Source organism: Pseudomonas frederiksbergensis, assembly GCF_003732275.1.
Taxonomy (GTDB): Bacteria; Pseudomonadota; Gammaproteobacteria; order Pseudomonadales; family Pseudomonadaceae; genus Aquipseudomonas; species Aquipseudomonas frederiksbergensis_H.
In genome coordinates this window covers 17646-34169 of sequence record NZ_MOBM01000022.1, presented here as the reverse complement: position 1 = coordinate 34169, position 16524 = coordinate 17646, and the positions used below count along the sequence as shown (strand labels likewise).

Here is a 16524-nt window from a genome sequence, read left to right as displayed (position 1 = left end):
CAGATTCATGGCTGACGTTGAACCCTGTGGCGAGGGAGCTTGCTCCCGTTCGGCTGCGTAGCAGTCGTAAATCCGGCGAATGCGGTATGTCTGATAGAACGCGTTTGCCAATCTAGGGGGCCGCTTCGCAGCCCAGCGGGAGCAAGCTCCCTCGCCACAGGTTTGTGTTTACAGCGTCAACGTAAGTCGGCTGACGAGCGCGCCCGGCAATAACGCCGAAGCAGTTGCCCGCTGACTGTAGGTGCTGGCCGACAACATCAGCTCACGTTCCTCGGTCAACGCTTCCAGCTGTGAACCGAGCAGGCTGTAGACGCTGTCATCGAAACGCATGGTGCTGACCGGTGCCTGGATCTCGCCATTCTCGACCCAGAAGGTCGCAAACCGGGTCATGCCGGTCAGGCGCGCTGCCGGTTGGTCCGAGTAGTTCAGGTACCACAGGTTGCTGATGTAGAGCCCGGTGCCGAGGCGCTTGAGGATCTCCGCCTGCTCCAGATTGCCGCCTTGCATGACCAGCGCCGTCGGGTACTCATGGCTGCTGGCGCCGTTGGCAGCGAGGCCGTATTCGGCGGCGCTGCGGGAATTGATCAGTCGGGCATTGGCCATGCCTTTGGCGATCAACCCCAGATCATCGCGAGGATAACCTTCGTCGGAAAACGCCGGGCTCAAGGAACCGCTGACCTGCTCACTCAACCATACATTGGGGTTGAAGCAGGCTTCGCTGGCGTAGAACTTTTGCAATGGGCTCTGTTTGCTGGCAATCGCCTGGGCCGAAAACCCGCCCCAGCTCAGCATGCCCATGATTTCCTCCAGCGCTGCCGGCGCCAGGTAGGCGCGGTATTCGCCGGGCGGCAGCGTGCGCAATGGCCGACCCAGAAACGCCAATTGCTCGCGGGCCTGCTGGAAGCGCCTGGCAAACCCTTCGCTGTTCCAGTCGTGCCCGGTATAACTGGCTTTTACCGCCTGACCGTTTTCATGGAACAGGCTGAAATCGAAGTTGAAGCTGTTGGCCTGATGCCAGCCGAACGCGCCCGAGGAACTGGCGAAACCGCGACTGATCGGCCCGGCGGCATAAAAGCCGACCAGGTCCAGGCCCTCGGCAGCTTCAGTGATTTCAGCGACCACTTGCTCGGTGTCAGGCAGCGGATGCTCCTGCACGTTGTTGCTCTGCCAGTCGTTCTGGTTAAGCTGCAGGTACGGATCCTGAGGCAACAGCGGCAGGGTTTCGCGCAACTGTTGCAGGCCTTCGGCCAGACGCTGAAGATCGACTTCGGGGTCGCCCGACAGCGTGATATTCAGATCGGCATGACGACCATCGTTAATCAGTTTGAACCCGACACTCGCCTGCTGCACCTGCCCGGCCTGACGGACTTTGGCATGGTTGAAGCGTACGAAAGCCGACGACTCGGCGGCGTAGCTGAGGGTGAATTGCTCCGGCGTGCGCAGTGCATCGCGCAGCCAATTGACCAAGTCCTTGAATGACTCGGCCTGGCTATTTGAAGTGCTCGTGGAAGTACTCATCAGGCGTCTCCTCCAAACACATCAACATTGCTGAACACACAGGCCGGCGACGCATGGCCGACGCGGATCACCTGGTTCGGTTCGCCCTTGCCACAGTTCGGCGTGCCTAGCACTTTGACGGTGTTGGCATCGCCGACAGCGCTGAGGCTTTTCCAGAATTGTGCGGAAATCGCCCGGTAATTCGGATTCTTCACCACACCCTTGAGTTCGCCGTTTTCAATCAACTGGCCCCATTCGCAACCGAACTGGAATTTGTTACGCGCATCATCGATGGACCACGAGCGGTTGGTGCTCATCAAAATGCCGTGCTCGATATTGCCGATCAGTTGTTCCAGTGGCTGATCGCCGGGCTCGATGTTGAGGTTGGCCATGCGGTCGATCGGTGGGCGGTTCCAGCCACAGGCGCGGCTGTTGGCAACACCCTCCATGCCGGCACGAAATTGCGACAGCGCGCCGCCCAATGGCCGCAGCAGCAAACCTTCCTTAATCAAAAATTGCTTGCTGGCGGCGCTGCCATCGTCGTCATGGCCGTAGCTGGCGAGCTGCTCGGGGATGTCCGGGTCGAACGTCACGTTGAGCAGTTCGGAGCCGTATTGCAGGCTGCCGAAGTCTTCTGCCTTGACGAAACTGGTGCCGGCGTAATTGCGCTCATCGCCCAGGATGCGGTCCAGTTCCAGCGGGTGACCGATGGACTCGTGGATCTGCAACATCATCTGATCGGGCATGAGCAACAGGTCGCGCGGGCCTTGCGGGGTGTTCGGCGCCAGCAGCAATTGCAGCGCCTGATCGGCGACTTTCGGGCCGGCACCGATCAGGCCGCAACGGCTGATCACATCAAAGCCGCCCTGCTGGCCGAAGTTCTCGCGGCCCAGGCTGCGAGTCTGGCTGTCGCTGCCGTCGTAGGCGGTGACGTCCACGCTCGGGTAGACAAAACGCTGGGCCTGACGCAATTCGGCACCGGCGCTGTTGAGGTAGATTTGCTCGACGTTGGTGATGCCAATGCTCACCTGCCAGTTCACCAGTCGCTCGTCCTTGGGCACGGCGGCGGATTCGGCGCCGAGCAGTTGGTAGCAATCGCTCAGGGACGCAAAGGGCTGGTCGAAGTTGGGCGAGAAATAGTCGGCGCGGTCGCTGGAGACCGCTTGCTCGCGCAGGTCGAGAAGGGCGTGAGGCTTGAGTCGACGGGCTTGTTGCTCGGCTTTCTCCAGCGCGGCTTGCAGACCGGATTGGGACAGATCGTTGGTCGCGGCGTAGGCTTCGACGCCGTTGACCCGAACGGTCAGCATCGCGCCTTCGTCACGGCTCAGGCTCGGCGGTTCGGCGACGTTCTTGCGCACCGACAGGTACTGGCCGGACTCGCGCACATAACGCAGCGAAAAGAATTCAGCGCCCGTGCGCAAGGCAGCGAAGCGCTGCTTGAGCTGGGGGTGGAAATCGAACATTCGGGAACCTCCTTGGTATGGAGTTGCGATGTATCGGTATTGCGAGGGGGTGAAGCGTTTGCGTGGCGCTAGATTAGGCTTGGGCGGGGGCTAGATCAAGGGAGGAGCGGCGTAGGAAAGGTTTACTTGGGGTACGGCAGGGATAGGTGTGGTGTTTGGTCGGGCCCAATCGCGAGCAGGCTCGCTCCCACAGGGATCCAGGTTGATCACAAATCTGTAATTCGACCTGAAATCTGTGGGAGCGAGCCTGCTCGCGATGGGCCGCGCCTCGGTGTAACGGTCTTACTGTGCAGTCAGGCTCACATCCCGCAACGGCTTGCCACGCACCGGTGCATCACCGGCCACGAAGTAGGCGGCCTTGCTGCGCGGCAGTGGCTTGCGACCGCGGATCTTGTCGGCGATTTTCTCGGCCATCATGATCGTTGGCGCGTTCAGGTTGCCGGTGGTGATGATCGGCATGATCGAGGCATCGACCACGCGCAGGGCTTGCATGCCATGCACACGACCTTCGCCATCGACCACGGCCATCTCGTCGGTGCCCATCTTGCACGAGCAGGATGGGTGGAACGCGGTTTCGGCGTGCTCGCGGATGAACTTGTCCAGCTGCTCGTCGGTTTGAACGTCGATGCCCGGGCTGATTTCGCGACCACGGAAAGCGTCCAGTGCAGGCTGTTGCATGATTTCACGGGTCAGGCGGATGCCATCGCGGAATTCCTGCCAGTCCTGCTCGGTGGCCATGTAATTGAACAGGATGCTCGGGTACTCGCGCGGATCCTTGGACTTGGCCTGGATGCGACCACGGCTTGGCGAACGCATGGAACCCATGTGCGCCTGGAAGCCGTGCTCTTTCACACCGTTGCTGCCGTTGTAGTTAATCGCCACCGGCAGGAAGTGGTACTGAATGTTCGGCCAATCGAATTCCGGACGGGTGCGGATGAAACCACCGGCCTCGAACTGGTTGCTGGCGCCGATGCCGGTGCCGTTGAACAGCCACTCGGCACCGATGGCCGGCTGGTTGTGCAGCAGCAGCGACGGGTACAGCGAGACCGGTTGGGTGCAGGCGTATTGCAGGTACAGCTCAAGGTGATCCTGCAGGTTTTCACCGACGCCCGGCAGGTCGTGGACCACCGGAATGTCGAGCTTTTTCAGCAATTCGGCCGGGCCAACGCCGGAACGTTGCAGGATCTGCGGCGAAGCGATGGCGCCGGAGCACAGCAGCACTTCCTTGCGGGCGCGGGCTTCAACGCGCTCTTCAGCGGCGCCGATCAGGTAACGCACGCCGACCGCACGCTTGCCTTCGAACAGAATCTTGTCGGTCAGGGCGTGGGTGACGATGGTCAGGGTCGAACGCTTTTTGGCGACGTCCAGATAACCGCGCGCGGTGCTGGCGCGACGGCCGTTTGGCGTCACGGTGCGGTCCATCGGGCCGAAACCTTCCTGCTGGTAGCCGTTCAGGTCTTCGGTACGCGGGTAACCAGCTTGCACGCCGGCTTCAACCATTGCGTGGAACAGCGGGTTGTTGCCGGCTTTGGGCGTGGTCACGCTGACCGGACCGTCGCCACCGTGGTAGTCGTTCGGGCCGATGTCACGGGTTTCCGCCTTGCGGAAATACGGCAGGCAGTCGAGGTAGCTCCAGTCTTCCAGGCCGGGCAGTTTCGACCAGTTGTCGTAGTCCATCGCGTTACCACGGATGTAGCACATGCCGTTGATCAGCGAAGATCCACCCAGGCCCTTGCCGCGACCGCATTCCATCCGGCGGCCGTCCATGTGTGGCTCTGGATCGGTTTCATACGCCCAGTTATAGCGACGACCTTGCAGCGGGAACGCCAGGGCGGCCGGCATTTGCGTACGGAAATCCAGACGGTAGTCCGGGCCGCCCGCTTCGAGCAGCAGGACGGTGACGCCTTCGTCTTCAGTCAGACGGGTCGCCAGGGTGTTACCGGCCGAGCCGGCACCGATGATGATGTAATCGAATTCTTGGGACATTGAATGCACCCTCTTTGGTGTTGGGTCAGGTCGCGGTCGCCGAACTGCCACTCACTGTGGCGAGGGAGCTTGCTCCCGTTCGACTGCGCAGCAGTCGCAAATCCGCGACCGTGTTCTGTCTGAATGAGCGCGGTGCCTGAAACTGGGGCCGCTTCGCAGCCCAACGGGAGCAAGCTCCCTCGCCACAAAAGGCCCCAGCCTCAGGTTGTGCGTCAGATCAGAAAACCGAGGCGTAATCGCCCAGTTCGACCTGTACCGATTTGATGCGTGTGAAGTTGTTCAGCGAGCTGATGCCGTTCTCACGGCCCACACCCGACTGCTTGTAGCCGCCGACCGGCATCTTGGCGTCGGACTCGCCCCAGGCGTTGATCCAGCAGATACCGGCTTCCAGTTGATGGATCACGCGGTGAGCGCGGTTCAGGTCTTTGGTGACAACGCCAGCCGCCAAACCGAACTCGGTGTCGTTGGCACGACGGATCACTTCTTCTTCGGTTTCGTAGGTCAGGATGCTCATCACCGGGCCGAAGATTTCTTCGCGAACGATGGTCATCTCGTCGGTGCAATCGGTGAACACGGTCGGTGCCACGAATGCGCCTTTGGCGAATTCGCCGTCGATCAGACGATCGCCGCCGCACAGGACGCGAGCGCCTTCTTCCTTACCTTTGGCGATGTAACCCAGCACGCTTTCCATGTGGGCGAAGCTGACCAGCGGACCGAAGTTGGTGTTTTCGTCTTCCGGGTTGCCGACCCGAATGCGTGCAACGCGCTCAACGATCTTGGCTTCGAACGCGGCCTTCAGGTGGCTCGGTACGAACACGCGAGTGCCGTTGGTGCAGACCTGACCGGAGCTGTAGAAGTTGGCCATCATCGCGGTGTCGGCGGCGCGATCCAGGTCGGCGTCGTCGAAGATGATCAGCGGAGATTTGCCGCCCAGTTCCATGGTCACGTCTTTCAGCGACGAGGCGGAAGCGCTGGCCATGACCTTCTTGCCGGTGTCGGTGCCGCCGGTGAAGGAGATTTTTTCGATACGTGGGTGTTCAGTCAGCCAGGTGCCGACTTCACGGCCACTGCCGGTCAGAACGTTGAACACGCCAGCCGGAACGCCAGCTTCGGTGTAAATCTCGGCCAGTTTCAGGGTAGTCAGGGAAGTGACTTCGCTTGGCTTGAAGATCATCGCGTTACCGGCCGCCAGGGCCGGTGCGGATTTCCACAAAGCGATCTGGATCGGGTAGTTCCACGCGCCGATACCAGCCACGACACCCAGCGGCTCGCGACGGGTGTAAACGAAAGAGGTGGTGCGCAGTGGAATCTGCTCGCCTTCGATGGCCGGCACCAGACCTGCGTAGTACTCCAGCACGTCAGCGCCGGTGACGATGTCGACGTAACGGGTTTCAGAGTACGCCTTGCCGGTGTCCAGGGTTTCCAGGGCGGCCAGTTCATCGTTGCGCTCGCGCAGGATGTCGACTGCACGACGCAGGATGCGCGAACGCTCCATGGCGGTCATTGCAGCCCAGATTTTCTGGCCCTTTTCGGCGCTGACCACAGCGCGCTCAACGTCTGACTGGGTCGCACGTTGTACGGTTGCGAGGACTTCACCGTTAGCCGGGTTGATGGCTTCGAAAGTGGCGTCGCTGCTGGCGTCGGAGTAACCGCCATCGATGTAGAGTTTTTGCAGTTCGAAACGGGCCATAGTGTCCTCGCAAGTGCATTAAGTGGTTGGCGTTGACCACTGGGCGTGCCGTGTAGCCGGGGGACGCTGGTCAGTGGCGGTTCAGGGGCTGAGCGCTTTTATGTGTGCTCTAACTCACCTGCTTGGCCAGTTGAAAATCCATGTATTCGTAAGCGATCTGGTGCGCCTGCCCGGTGTCGAAAGCATCTCCCGACAGCGCGCCGCGCAACCACAAACCGTCGATGAGGGCTGCCAGGCCGCGGGCGGCGCTGCGCGCTTGATCAAGCGGCAACACACGGCGGAACTGGCAGCACAGGTTGGAATACAGACGGTGATCGTTGATCCGCTGCAACCGGTGCAAAGACGGGTGGTGCATGCTGGTGGCCCAGAAGGCCAGCCAGGTTTTCATTGCCGGGCCATTGACCTGGCTGGCGTCGAAGTTGCCTTCGATAATCACCTGAAGGTGAGCCCGTGGGCTGGCGTCCTCCAACGCCTGACGGCGCGCGGTGACGTTCTCGCTGAGGACACTCATCAGATACTGCGCCGTGGCGGCGATCAGGCCGTTCTTGTCCTGAAAGTAGTGACTGATGATGCCATTCGAGACACCGGCCAAACGGGCGATCAGCGCAATGCTGGCGTCCCCCATGCCGACCTGATCGACAGCCTGCAACGTGGCTTCGATCAATTGCTGGCGGCGGATGGGTTGCATACCGACCTTGGGCATCTTGCACATCTCCTTAGGCCTTCCCGTAGACGAAAAACGGCTACCGGGTTGAGGGCCAGTCTATTTTGTTTTGATTGAACGTTCAATCAACAAAGAATAAGATCTGCGACAAATCGTCGCTGCTTACAGATTTTTCCTACGTGTAAATGGCGATAAACCGACATCCAAAAATGCTCGAAACCCATACGCGCAGGCGTCCCAAGGGTTTCGGGCTTTTTTCGGGGTGTCTTTATATCACCCGCCGGTCGGCTGCCAACTAACCGATTGGTCGGGTACCGCGTTGCCTTGTGTTCTTCTCTCGCACTGCCTGGAGCATCTGTGCCATGAGTTCTGCCTCTCTAATAAAGACCCCACCCGAGAAGGTGACGGTCAACGGTTGGGTGTTCTACACCTCTACCGCGTTGATTCTGCTATTGACCGCCATTCTGATCATCGCCCCGCAAGAAGCCGGCAGAATGCTCGGCATTGCCCAGGCCTGGTTGTCCCGCAGCTTCGGCTGGTACTACATGGTAGTGATCGCCGCTTATCTGGTTTTTGTGGTTGGCCTGGCGTTTTCGTCCTACGGCAAACTCAAACTGGGCAGCAAGGACGACACCCCGGATTTCAGCTATGGCGCCTGGGCGGGGATGCTGTTCTCGTCGGGTATTGGCATCTCGTTGCTGTACTTCGGTGCTTCCGAGCCGCTGGACCATTACTTCAATCCGCCGGAAGGCGTGGCCGGTAGCAACCTTGCGGCCCGTCAGGCGGTGCAACTGACATTCCTGCATTGGGGCCTGCATGGCTGGGCGATCTATGCACTGGTCGGCTTGGCCGTGGCGTACTTTGCTTACCGTCATAACCAGCCGCTGGCGTTGCGGTCGGCGCTGTATCCGCTGGTCGGCGAGCGTTGGGTCAAAGGCGCGGCCGGTCATGCGGTGGACGGCTTCGGCATGTTCGTGACCCTGCTGGGGCTGGTGACGAACCTGGGGATTGGTTCGCTGCAAGTGTCGTCGGGCCTGGAAAACCTGTTCGGCATGGCACACAGCAACACCAACCTGCTGATCGTGATCATCGTGATGAGCACCGTGGCGACCATCGCCGCTGTGTCTGGCGTGGAAAACGGCATTCGCCGTCTGTCCAACCTGAACATCGTGCTGTTCAGCGGTTTGCTGATTTTCGTGCTGTTGTTCGGCCCGACCCTGCACCTGCTCAACGGCTTTGTGCAGAACATCGGTGACTACCTGAACGGTGTGGTGCTGAAGACTTTCGACCTCTATGTATATGAAGGCGACAGTGAGAAGTCGGATCGCTGGTTGGGCCTGTGGACTCTGTTCTATTGGGCCTGGTGGATTTCCTGGGCGCCATTCGTAGGCATGTTCATCGCGCGTATTTCCCGTGGTCGCACGGTGCGTGAATTGGTGGCCGGCGTGTTGCTGATTCCGCTGGGCTTCACCCTGGCATGGCTGTCGATCTTCGGTAACTCGGCCCTGGACCTGGTGATGAACCATGGCGCGGTGGAGCTCGGGAAGACGGCGCTGGAACAGCCGTCGATGGCGATCTACCAGTTGCTTGAGCATTACCCGGCGTCGAAGATCGTGATCGGCGTGTCGATCTTTGTCGGCTTCGTGCTGTTCCTGACCCCGGCGGATTCCGGCGCGGTGATGATGGCCAACCTTTCCTGCAAGGGCGGCAATGTTGACGAAGATGCGCCGCACTGGCTGCGGATTTTCTGGTCGGCGGTGATCACCCTGGTGACCATCGGTCTGCTGTTCGCCGGTAACTTCGAAGCCATGCAAACCATGGTAGTGCTGGCGGGGCTGCCGTTCTCGGTGGTGCTGGTGTTCTTCATGTTTGGCTTGCACAAGGCCATGCGCCAGGACGTGCAAATCGAACAGGAGCAAGCGGAACTGGCAGCGCGTGGTCGTCGTGGTTTCAGCGAGCGTCTGACCCAACTGGATCTGCAACCGAACCAGTCGATCGTTCAGCGTTTCATGGACAAGCAAGTCAGCCCGGCGCTGGAAGATGCGGCTGTGCAATTGCGTGCTCAGGGCCTGGATGTGCAGACGTTGTTGGGCAAGTCGAAACGCTGCATGGGCGTGCGGATCGAGATGGAAGAGGGCAACCCTTTTGTCTACGAAGTGAGCCTGGACGGTTATCTGGCGGCGGCGAGTGACACGGTGTCGGCTGAAAGCGCTGATGAACCGCGCGCACGTTACTACCGCGCCGAGGTGTACCTGCACAACGGCAGCCAGGATTACGACTTGATGGGCTTCACTCAGGATCAGATCACCCGTGACGTGCTCGATCAGTTTGAAAGCCATCGCCAGCTCCTTGGCCGGGTTTATAGCTAAGAAGTGAGTGGCGCGGTGTTCCAGTGACACCGCGTCATATTCTTCGCGAGCAAGCCCGCTCCCACAGGTAACCGAGTTCTATCAGGGACATGCGGTCGAATGTGGGAGCGGGCTTGCTCGCGAAGGGGCCATCAGCCGCACAGCTGCATGCCCTAATATCCCGCAAACAAAAACGCCGCGATCATCTCGCGGCGTTTTTTTGTCTGCTGCTTCTTACCCCAGGTTCTTGCCGAGCAGCGCGTGGTACAGCTCGCTGTCGCCAAGAATCCCGACAACTTTGTTGTTGTCGTGCAGCACCAGCTTGTTGCCGGTCTGGTAACGAATCTGCAGCGCATCGCGCATGCCGATGTTGGAGTCCACCAGCGTTGGCCGACGCCCCAAGCCTTCAACCGCTTGCCCCGGTATCCAGTTCTGCAGATCCAGGCTCGAGCCGTTCTGGCGTGCGCCTTTGATGGTGTTGCCTTCGGCCAGGTCCAGCCACGAATCGCCGCCCGGATCCAGGCACACCGAACCGTTGATGCGTTTGCAGTTGTCCAGGGTGCGCATCAGGCTGCGGCCGCACAATACGTTCAGTGGATTGGTGTGGGCGACGAAGGTGCGCACGTAATCGTCCGCAGGGTTCAACACGATCTCTTCTGGCTTGCTGTACTGGACGATCCGACCGTCTTTCATGATCGCGATACGGCTGCCGAGCTTCAGGGCTTCATCGAGGTCGTGGCTTACGAACACGATGGTTTTGTTCAGCTTGCTTTGCAGTTCCAGCAGTTCGTCTTGCAGGCCTTGGCGGATCAGCGGGTCAAGGGCCGAGAACGGTTCGTCCATCAGCAGAATGTCAGCGTCCATCGCCAGCGCTCGGGCCAGGCCCACACGCTGTTGCATACCACCGGAAAGCTCATCGGGTTTCTTGTTGCGCCACTGGGTCAGGCCGACCAGTTCGAGCTTTTCATCGACCAGTTTTTTCCGTTCCTTCTCCGGCCGGCCCTGCATCTCCAGACCGAAGCTGATGTTCTCGCGCACCGTCAGCCAAGGCATCAGGGCGAACTTCTGGAACACCATTGCGATGCGCTTGGTGCGCATCATTTTCAGTTCTGCCGGAGTACAGGAAGCGATGTCGATCTGCTTGCCTTCATGCTCGACGAACAACTTGCCACGGCTGACGGTGTTGAGGCCGTTGATGCAGCGCAACAGGCTGGATTTGCCGGAGCCGGACAGGCCCATCAGTACGCAGATTTCACCTTTCTCGATGTCCAGAGTGGCTTTTTCAACGCCGACGATTTGCCCGGTCTTTTTCAGGATCTGGTCGCGGGTCATGCCTTGGTCGAGGAGTTTGAGTGCCTCGCGCGGGTCTTTGGAGAAGATCACGTCCACGTCTTCGAAGCGAATAATGCTCATGCGTCACCCCCTACTTTAGCGTCGGGTTGTTTGCAGATACGGTCGAGCATGATCGCCAGCAGTACGATCGCCAGGCCTGCTTCGAAGCCCAGTGCGATATCAGCAGTGTTCAGTGCGTTGACCACGGGTTTGCCCAGGCCGTCGGCGCCCACCAGTGCCGCAATCACCACCATCGACAACGACAGCATGATGCACTGGGTGATACCGGCCGCGATGCTTGGCATGGCGTGGGGCAGTTCAATCCGTGAAAGCAGTTGACGGCGCGAGCAGCCGAAGGCTTTGCCGGCGTCCATCAATTCCTGCGGAACATCGCGAATACCCAGGTAGGTCAGGCGGATAGGCGCGGCAATCGCGAACACCACCGTCGAGATCAGACCCGGGACCACACCCAGCCCGAAGAGGGTCAGGGTAGGAATGAGGTACACGAAGGTCGGTACGGTCTGCATCAGATCGAGCACCGGCCGCATCAGTGTGTAGAACATCGGTTTATGCGCGGCGACGATGCCCAACGGCACGCCGATCAGCACGCACACCAGGGTGGCGAACAACACCTGGGCGAGGGTTTCCATGGTTTCCTGCCAATACCCCAGATTGAGGATCAGCAGAAAGGAGGCGATGACGAAAACGGTCAGGCCCCATTTGCGTTGAATGAAGTGTGCCAGTAGCGCGATGAGGCCGATCAATGCCAGCGGGTTGAACCAGGTCAGCGCAAAAGTCACGCCGTGGATCATCGTTTCCAGTGACACGGCGATTGCGTCGAAGGTGCTGGCGCCGTTTTGCGTCAACCATTCAACGAAGCCCGCGATGTACTGGCCTAAAGGTATTTTCTGATCAATCAGCATGGTAGTGAACGTCCGCATGCAAGGAAATAAACAGCCCGGGCGAGCGAACTCGCCCGGCGTAAGCGATGCTTCCTAAATCAAGGCTGCGCGAGCTTGGCTTTCACGGCCTCCAGGCCTGGTTTACCGTCAATGGTGGTCACGCCAGCGAGCCAGGTATCGAGCACCTGTGGATTCTTTTTCAGCCAGGCCTTGGCGGCCGCGTCAGGCTTCATTTTGTCGTCCAGGACGTTGCCCATCAGCGTGCTTTCCATGTCGAGGGTAAAGACCAGGTTTTTCAGCAACTGACCGACGTTGCTGCATTCCTGTGCGTAACCCTTGCGGGTGTTGGTGTAGATGGTCGCCTGGCCGAAGTTCGGGCCGAAGTATTCGTCGCCGCCGGTCAGGTACTTCATCTTGAATCGAGTGTTCATCGGGTGCGGTTCCCAGCCCAGGAACACCACGGCGGTGTTGCGGCGCTGAGCGCGATCGACTTGCGAGAGCATGCCTGCCTCGCTGGACTCGACCACCTTGAAGCCGGCGTCTTTCAGGCCGAAGGCGTTCTTGTCGATCATGCTCTGGATCAGGCGGTTGCCGTCGTTACCCGGTTCGATGCCATAGATCTTGCCGTCGAGTTCTTTCTTGAACTTGGCGATGTCGGCGAAATCTTTCAGACCTTTGTTATACAACTCTTCGGGGACGGCGAGTGTGTATTTTGCGTTTTCCAGATTAGCGCGCAGCGTGTCCACGGTGCCGGCATCGCGGTAGGCCTTGATGTCGTTTTCCATGGTCGGCATCCAGTTGCCGAGGAACACGTCCATGTTTTTGCCGTCGGCCAGCGACTTGTAGGTCACTGGCACGGAAATCATCGTTGTTTTGGTCTTGTAGCCCAGGGCATCGAGAACGACGCTGGTGGTGGCGGTAGTGACGGTAATGTCCGTCCAGCCGACATCGGAGAAGTTTACGGTGCTGCATTGGGCCGGTTCTGCGGCTTGAGCCAGAAACGGCAGACTCAGCATGGCGGCCAACAACAACGACGGGGAACCTTTCATAAGGGGCGACTCCTTGGTGTTTTTTTTGGCAGTGTTCCGACTGGACCACCGCACTTATCTGTTGCGGTTGGATGGCGTTTTGGAGACAGCTCTACCACGGCGCCTTGCAATCGAGTCGATACGATCATGTACCAGTGAAAATCTGACGCCTACAGGGTGCGTCGTAACCAGTACAGGGATGGTCGCATCCAGTGTCGGTAACGTCGTTTACAGCTTTTTTCAGCCCGTTTTGTCCCTCTGATCCGCAAAAAAACGGCGAAAACACAGCGTAAGCGGCCTGCGGCGCTGGCGGGCATGAGTGCGTCGGTGTGAGACGTTGAACGACATGACAAAAGCCTGATGATGCGGCCATCTCGGCGGATTGCAGCTTCAGCGTAGCAGCTCCGTCACTGGGCGCTTTTGCGCCTGGAGCAGGCACATCCAGGAGTTCAGCAGTAATGGCTATCAGCGTTTTCGACCTGTTCAAAATCGGCATTGGCCCTTCCAGTTCACACACCGTCGGGCCTATGCGAGCTGCGGCGCTGTTCGTGCAAGGTTTGCGTGAGCAGGGTCTTTTGGAACAAGTAAGGCGTGTCGAAGTTCAGCTTTATGGTTCGTTATCTGCCACCGGCATCGGTCACGGCAGCGATAACGCCGTGATCATGGGGCTGATGGGCGAGTGGCCGGACGCGATCGATCCGTCGCAAATCGGCATCCGCATTGAGACCCTGCGTGAAACCAACACGCTATTGCTCGACGGTCGCTTGTCGGTCCCGTTCATCTGGGCCCGGGACATGCGCCTGATCGATGAGAACCTGCCGTTCCATCCCAACGCCATGACCCTGGTTGCCGAAGGCGATCACGGCGAGCTGCATCGCGACACCTACTATTCCATCGGCGGCGGTTTTGTCGTCGATGAAGCACAGGCTTCCAGCGGCGTGGTGGATCTGGATCGCACCGTGCTGCCTTACGACTTCTCCAGTGCCGTCGAGCTGCTCAGTCTGTGCAAGCAGCACAACCTGCGCGTTGCAGAACTGATGATGGCCAACGAGAAAGTCTGGCGCAGCGAAGAGGAAATTCGCGCCGGCCTGATGAAACTCTGGCGCGCGATGCAAGATTGCGTGGAGCAAGGCCTTAAACACGAAGGCATCTTGCCCGGTGGCCTGAATGTGCGTCGTCGTGCGGCCAAACTGCACCGCAGCCTGCAAGAACTGAACAAGCCCAACGTGATCGGCTCGACCCTGAGCGCCATGGAGTGGGTGAACTTGTTCGCCCTGGCGGTCAACGAAGAAAACGCTGCCGGCGGGCGCATGGTTACGGCACCGACCAATGGCGCGGCGGGGATCATTCCGGCGGTGCTGCACTACTTCATGAAATTCAGCGAGGCAGTGACCGACGCCAACGTGGTCGATTACTTCCTCAGTGCCGCGGCGGTAGGGATTTTGTGCAAGAAGAACGCCTCGATCTCCGGTGCCGAAGTCGGTTGCCAGGGTGAAGTCGGTTCGGCCTGCGCCATGGCGGCAGCGGGGTTGGCGGAGATTCTCGGTGCCACCCCGGAGCAACTGTGCAACGCGGCGGAAATCGGCCTGGAACATAACCTCGGTCTGACTTGCGATCCGGTGGGCGGTTTGGTCCAGGTGCCGTGCATCGAGCGCAATGCGATTGCCGCGGTGAAAGCGATCAACGCGGCGCAGATGGCGCTGCGGGGCGACGGTCAGCACTTTATCTCGCTGGACCGGGTGATCCGCACCATGCGTGATACCGGTGCCGACATGCACGATAAATATAAAGAGACATCGCGCGGTGGATTGGCGGTTAGCGCGGTTGAGTGCTGAGACCAGGTTGACCCTGTGGCGAGGGAGCTTGCTCCCGCTCGGCTGCGCAGCAGTCGTAAAGATTTTAGGGGCGCTTCGCACCCCAGCGGGAGCAAGCTCCCTCGCCACACCAGACCAGTCAAAACTGCGCGCTAAGTGAACACTCGATTCAAAACGCGCCACCTTTTAGCGCGTCGCAAACAGGTAAGCCTGCCTGCCCCGATCAGGGATCCAATTGAAGCCTGACCGTCTGTCACCCGTGCTTGCGGTGACACTCTCCCCTGGAGCGTCGCAGCCCTGTTCCCACAAGTGCTACCGATTTGCTCACAGGCAACGGGGTAGCGGGTTTGCGGCCTCTAATGGCACTTATGACCTCTTATCTCTGCGCGCCATATCTAGACGCATCGCGACGTCGTTTTCAGGAGTTATTGAACACGCATTCAAGTTTAGGCATGGCAATTGCTCTGTCATTACAAAGCCCGTCTCCCACGCGAGAACGATGGCAATAAAAAGAGCCTCCGCCTGAGGCCATCACCCGCTTTGTGTGAGGAGATACCGCGATGACGACGTTCAACTCCGGGGCCCAACCCCAGAACCGTGCGCCTCAATCCATCGGCTTTTTGCTGCTGGACAATTTCACGCTTATTTCTCTGGCCTCCGCAGTAGAACCACTGCGCATGGCCAACCAATTGTCCGGTCGCGAGCTGTATCGCTGGACCACACTCACCGTCGATGGCGGTCAGGTCTGGGCCAGTGACGGTCTACAGATCACCCCCGACGCCTCCATGCACAAAGCGCCTCCCATGGACACCATCATCGTCTGCGGCGGTATCGGCATTCAACGCACCGTAACCCGCGAGCACGTGTCGTGGCTGCAAAGCCAGGCGCGTCAGTCCCGTCGTCTCGGCGCGGTCTGCACCGGCAGCTGGGCCCTGGCGTGCGCCGGTCTGCTGGACGGCTTCGATTGCAGCGTGCACTGGGAATGCCTGGCGTCGATGCAGGAAGCTTTCCCGCGGGTGGCCATGAGCACCCGGCTGTTCACCCTCGACCGTAACCGTTTCACCAGCTCCGGCGGCACCGCGCCGCTGGACATGATGCTGCACCTGATCAGCCGCGATCACGGTCGCGAACTGTCGGCCGCGATCTCGGAAATGTTCGTCTATGAGCGCATCCGCAACGAGCAGGATCACCAGCGCGTGCCGCTCAAGCACATGCTCGGCACCAACCAGCCAAAGTTGCAGGAAATCGTGGCATTGATGGAAGCCAACCTCGAAGAGCCGATCGACCTCGACGAACTGGCGGTGTACGTCGCCGTTTCGCGTCGTCAGCTGGAGCGGTTGTTCCAGAAATACCTGCACTGCTCGCCGTCGCGTTACTACCTGAAACTGCGCCTGATTCGCGCTCGGCAGCTGCTCAAGCAAACGCCGATGTCGATCATCGAAGTGGCGTCAGTGTGTGGTTTCGTGTCCACGCCGCACTTCTCCAAGTGCTACCGCGAATACTTCGGCATTCCGCCGCGTGACGAGCGCGTGGGTTCCAACACCACACAACAAGTGGCGATGATGCCGCTGCCGCAAGCCTTGGTGCTGTCGCCGTTGTCCGGGCCGCTGTCGGCGCTGAGCCAGGCGCGCAACGAGTCGACTTTCGCTAGCGTAAGGCTCTAAACCAGGCAAACTTTTGTGGCGAGGGAGCTTGCTCCCGTTGGGCTGCGGAGCAGCCCCGAAGCCGGTACATGCATTCTTCATTTGCATGTACCGGTTTTGCGACCGCTTCGCGCTCGAGCGGGAGCAAGCTCCCTCG

General features: G+C 59.7%; 11 protein-coding genes. 3 read left to right on the top strand and 8 right to left on the bottom strand.

Translation table 11 applies throughout. The annotated features are described in order from the left end of the window. Positions 1 to 168: 168 nt before the first annotated feature. The 5 genes from BK662_RS18100 to betI form a co-directional block, all read right to left on the bottom strand. Complete coding sequence (locus BK662_RS18100; RefSeq protein WP_123359174.1) at positions 169 to 1518, bottom strand: TldD/PmbA family protein; 1350 nt, start codon at positions 1516 to 1518, stop codon at positions 169 to 171. Beyond that, positions 1518 to 2960 (bottom strand): TldD/PmbA family protein, encoded by a 1443-nt coding sequence (locus BK662_RS18095; RefSeq protein ID WP_123359173.1) that lies wholly within the window; start codon positions 2958 to 2960, stop codon positions 1518 to 1520. Before BK662_RS18095 ends, BK662_RS18100 begins: the two co-directional genes overlap by 1 nt. A gap of 282 nt (positions 2961 to 3242) precedes the next feature. Beyond that, the gene (betA, locus tag BK662_RS18090; protein WP_038981090.1) at positions 3243 to 4946 is read right to left on the bottom strand and encodes a choline dehydrogenase; all 1704 of its coding nucleotides are present in this window, start codon (positions 4944 to 4946) and stop codon (positions 3243 to 3245) included. 217 nt (positions 4947 to 5163) lie between these two features. Beyond that, positions 5164 to 6636 carry a betaine-aldehyde dehydrogenase gene (betB, locus tag BK662_RS18080; RefSeq protein ID WP_123359172.1) on the bottom strand — a complete coding sequence of 491 codons (1473 nt, stop codon included), beginning with the start codon at positions 6634 to 6636 and terminating at the stop codon, positions 5164 to 5166. 109 nt (positions 6637 to 6745) lie between these two features. Continuing rightward, positions 6746 to 7339 carry a transcriptional regulator BetI gene (betI, locus tag BK662_RS18075; protein ID WP_123359171.1) on the bottom strand — a complete coding sequence of 198 codons (594 nt, stop codon included), beginning with the start codon at positions 7337 to 7339 and terminating at the stop codon, positions 6746 to 6748. Between the two features lie 380 nt (positions 7340 to 7719). On the opposite strand from betI, the gene BK662_RS18070 reads away from it, so the two are divergent. Beyond that, complete coding sequence (locus tag BK662_RS18070) at positions 7720 to 9669, top strand: BCCT family transporter (protein ID WP_259695933.1); 1950 nt, start codon at positions 7720 to 7722, stop codon at positions 9667 to 9669. 213 nt (positions 9670 to 9882) lie between these two features. On the opposite strand, the gene choV is transcribed toward BK662_RS18070, so the two are convergent. The 3 genes from choV to BK662_RS18055 form a co-directional block, all read right to left on the bottom strand. After that, complete coding sequence (choV, locus tag BK662_RS18065) at positions 9883 to 11061, bottom strand: choline ABC transporter ATP-binding protein (RefSeq protein WP_123359169.1); 1179 nt, start codon at positions 11059 to 11061, stop codon at positions 9883 to 9885. Next, a complete protein-coding gene (gene choW, locus BK662_RS18060) occupies positions 11058 to 11903 on the bottom strand; it encodes a choline ABC transporter permease subunit (protein ID WP_123359168.1) in 846 nt (281 codons plus the stop codon). Before choW ends, choV begins: the two co-directional genes overlap by 4 nt. A gap of 77 nt (positions 11904 to 11980) precedes the next feature. Continuing rightward, positions 11981 to 12931 (bottom strand): choline ABC transporter substrate-binding protein, encoded by a 951-nt coding sequence (locus tag BK662_RS18055; protein WP_007907523.1) that lies wholly within the window; start codon positions 12929 to 12931, stop codon positions 11981 to 11983. Positions 12932 to 13368: 437 nt separating this feature from the next. On the opposite strand from BK662_RS18055, the gene BK662_RS18050 reads away from it, so the two are divergent. After that, on the top strand, positions 13369 to 14745 hold the full coding sequence (locus tag BK662_RS18050; protein ID WP_123359167.1) for an L-serine ammonia-lyase: 1377 nt from the start codon (positions 13369 to 13371) through the stop codon (positions 14743 to 14745). Between the two features lie 539 nt (positions 14746 to 15284). Continuing rightward, positions 15285 to 16388: a choline metabolism transcriptional regulator GbdR gene (gene gbdR, locus BK662_RS18045; RefSeq protein WP_123359166.1), complete on the top strand. Its 1104-nt coding sequence runs from the start codon at positions 15285 to 15287 to the stop codon at positions 16386 to 16388. The last annotated feature ends 136 nt before the right edge of the window (positions 16389 to 16524 follow it).

Bases quoted from the DNA above. Each gene is read 5' to 3' on its own strand.
- gbdR (WP_123359166.1), top strand. From the start codon at position 15,285: ATGACGACGTTCAACTCCGGGGCCCAACCCCAGAACCGTGCGCCTCAA.
- betB (WP_123359172.1), bottom strand. From the start codon at position 6,636: ATGGCCCGTTTCGAACTGCAAAAACTCTACATCGATGGCGGTTACTCC.
- BK662_RS18100 (WP_123359174.1), bottom strand. From the start codon at position 1,518: ATGAGTACTTCCACGAGCACTTCAAATAGCCAGGCCGAGTCATTCAAG.
- BK662_RS18095 (WP_123359173.1), bottom strand. From the start codon at position 2,960: ATGTTCGATTTCCACCCCCAGCTCAAGCAGCGCTTCGCTGCCTTGCGC.
- BK662_RS18055 (WP_007907523.1), bottom strand. From the start codon at position 12,931: ATGAAAGGTTCCCCGTCGTTGTTGTTGGCCGCCATGCTGAGTCTGCCG.
- betA (WP_038981090.1), bottom strand. From the start codon at position 4,946: ATGTCCCAAGAATTCGATTACATCATCATCGGTGCCGGCTCGGCCGGT.
- betI (WP_123359171.1), bottom strand. From the start codon at position 7,339: ATGCCCAAGGTCGGTATGCAACCCATCCGCCGCCAGCAATTGATCGAA.
- BK662_RS18050 (WP_123359167.1), top strand. From the start codon at position 13,369: ATGGCTATCAGCGTTTTCGACCTGTTCAAAATCGGCATTGGCCCTTCC.
- choW (WP_123359168.1), bottom strand. From the start codon at position 11,903: ATGCTGATTGATCAGAAAATACCTTTAGGCCAGTACATCGCGGGCTTC.
- choV (WP_123359169.1), bottom strand. From the start codon at position 11,061: ATGAGCATTATTCGCTTCGAAGACGTGGACGTGATCTTCTCCAAAGAC.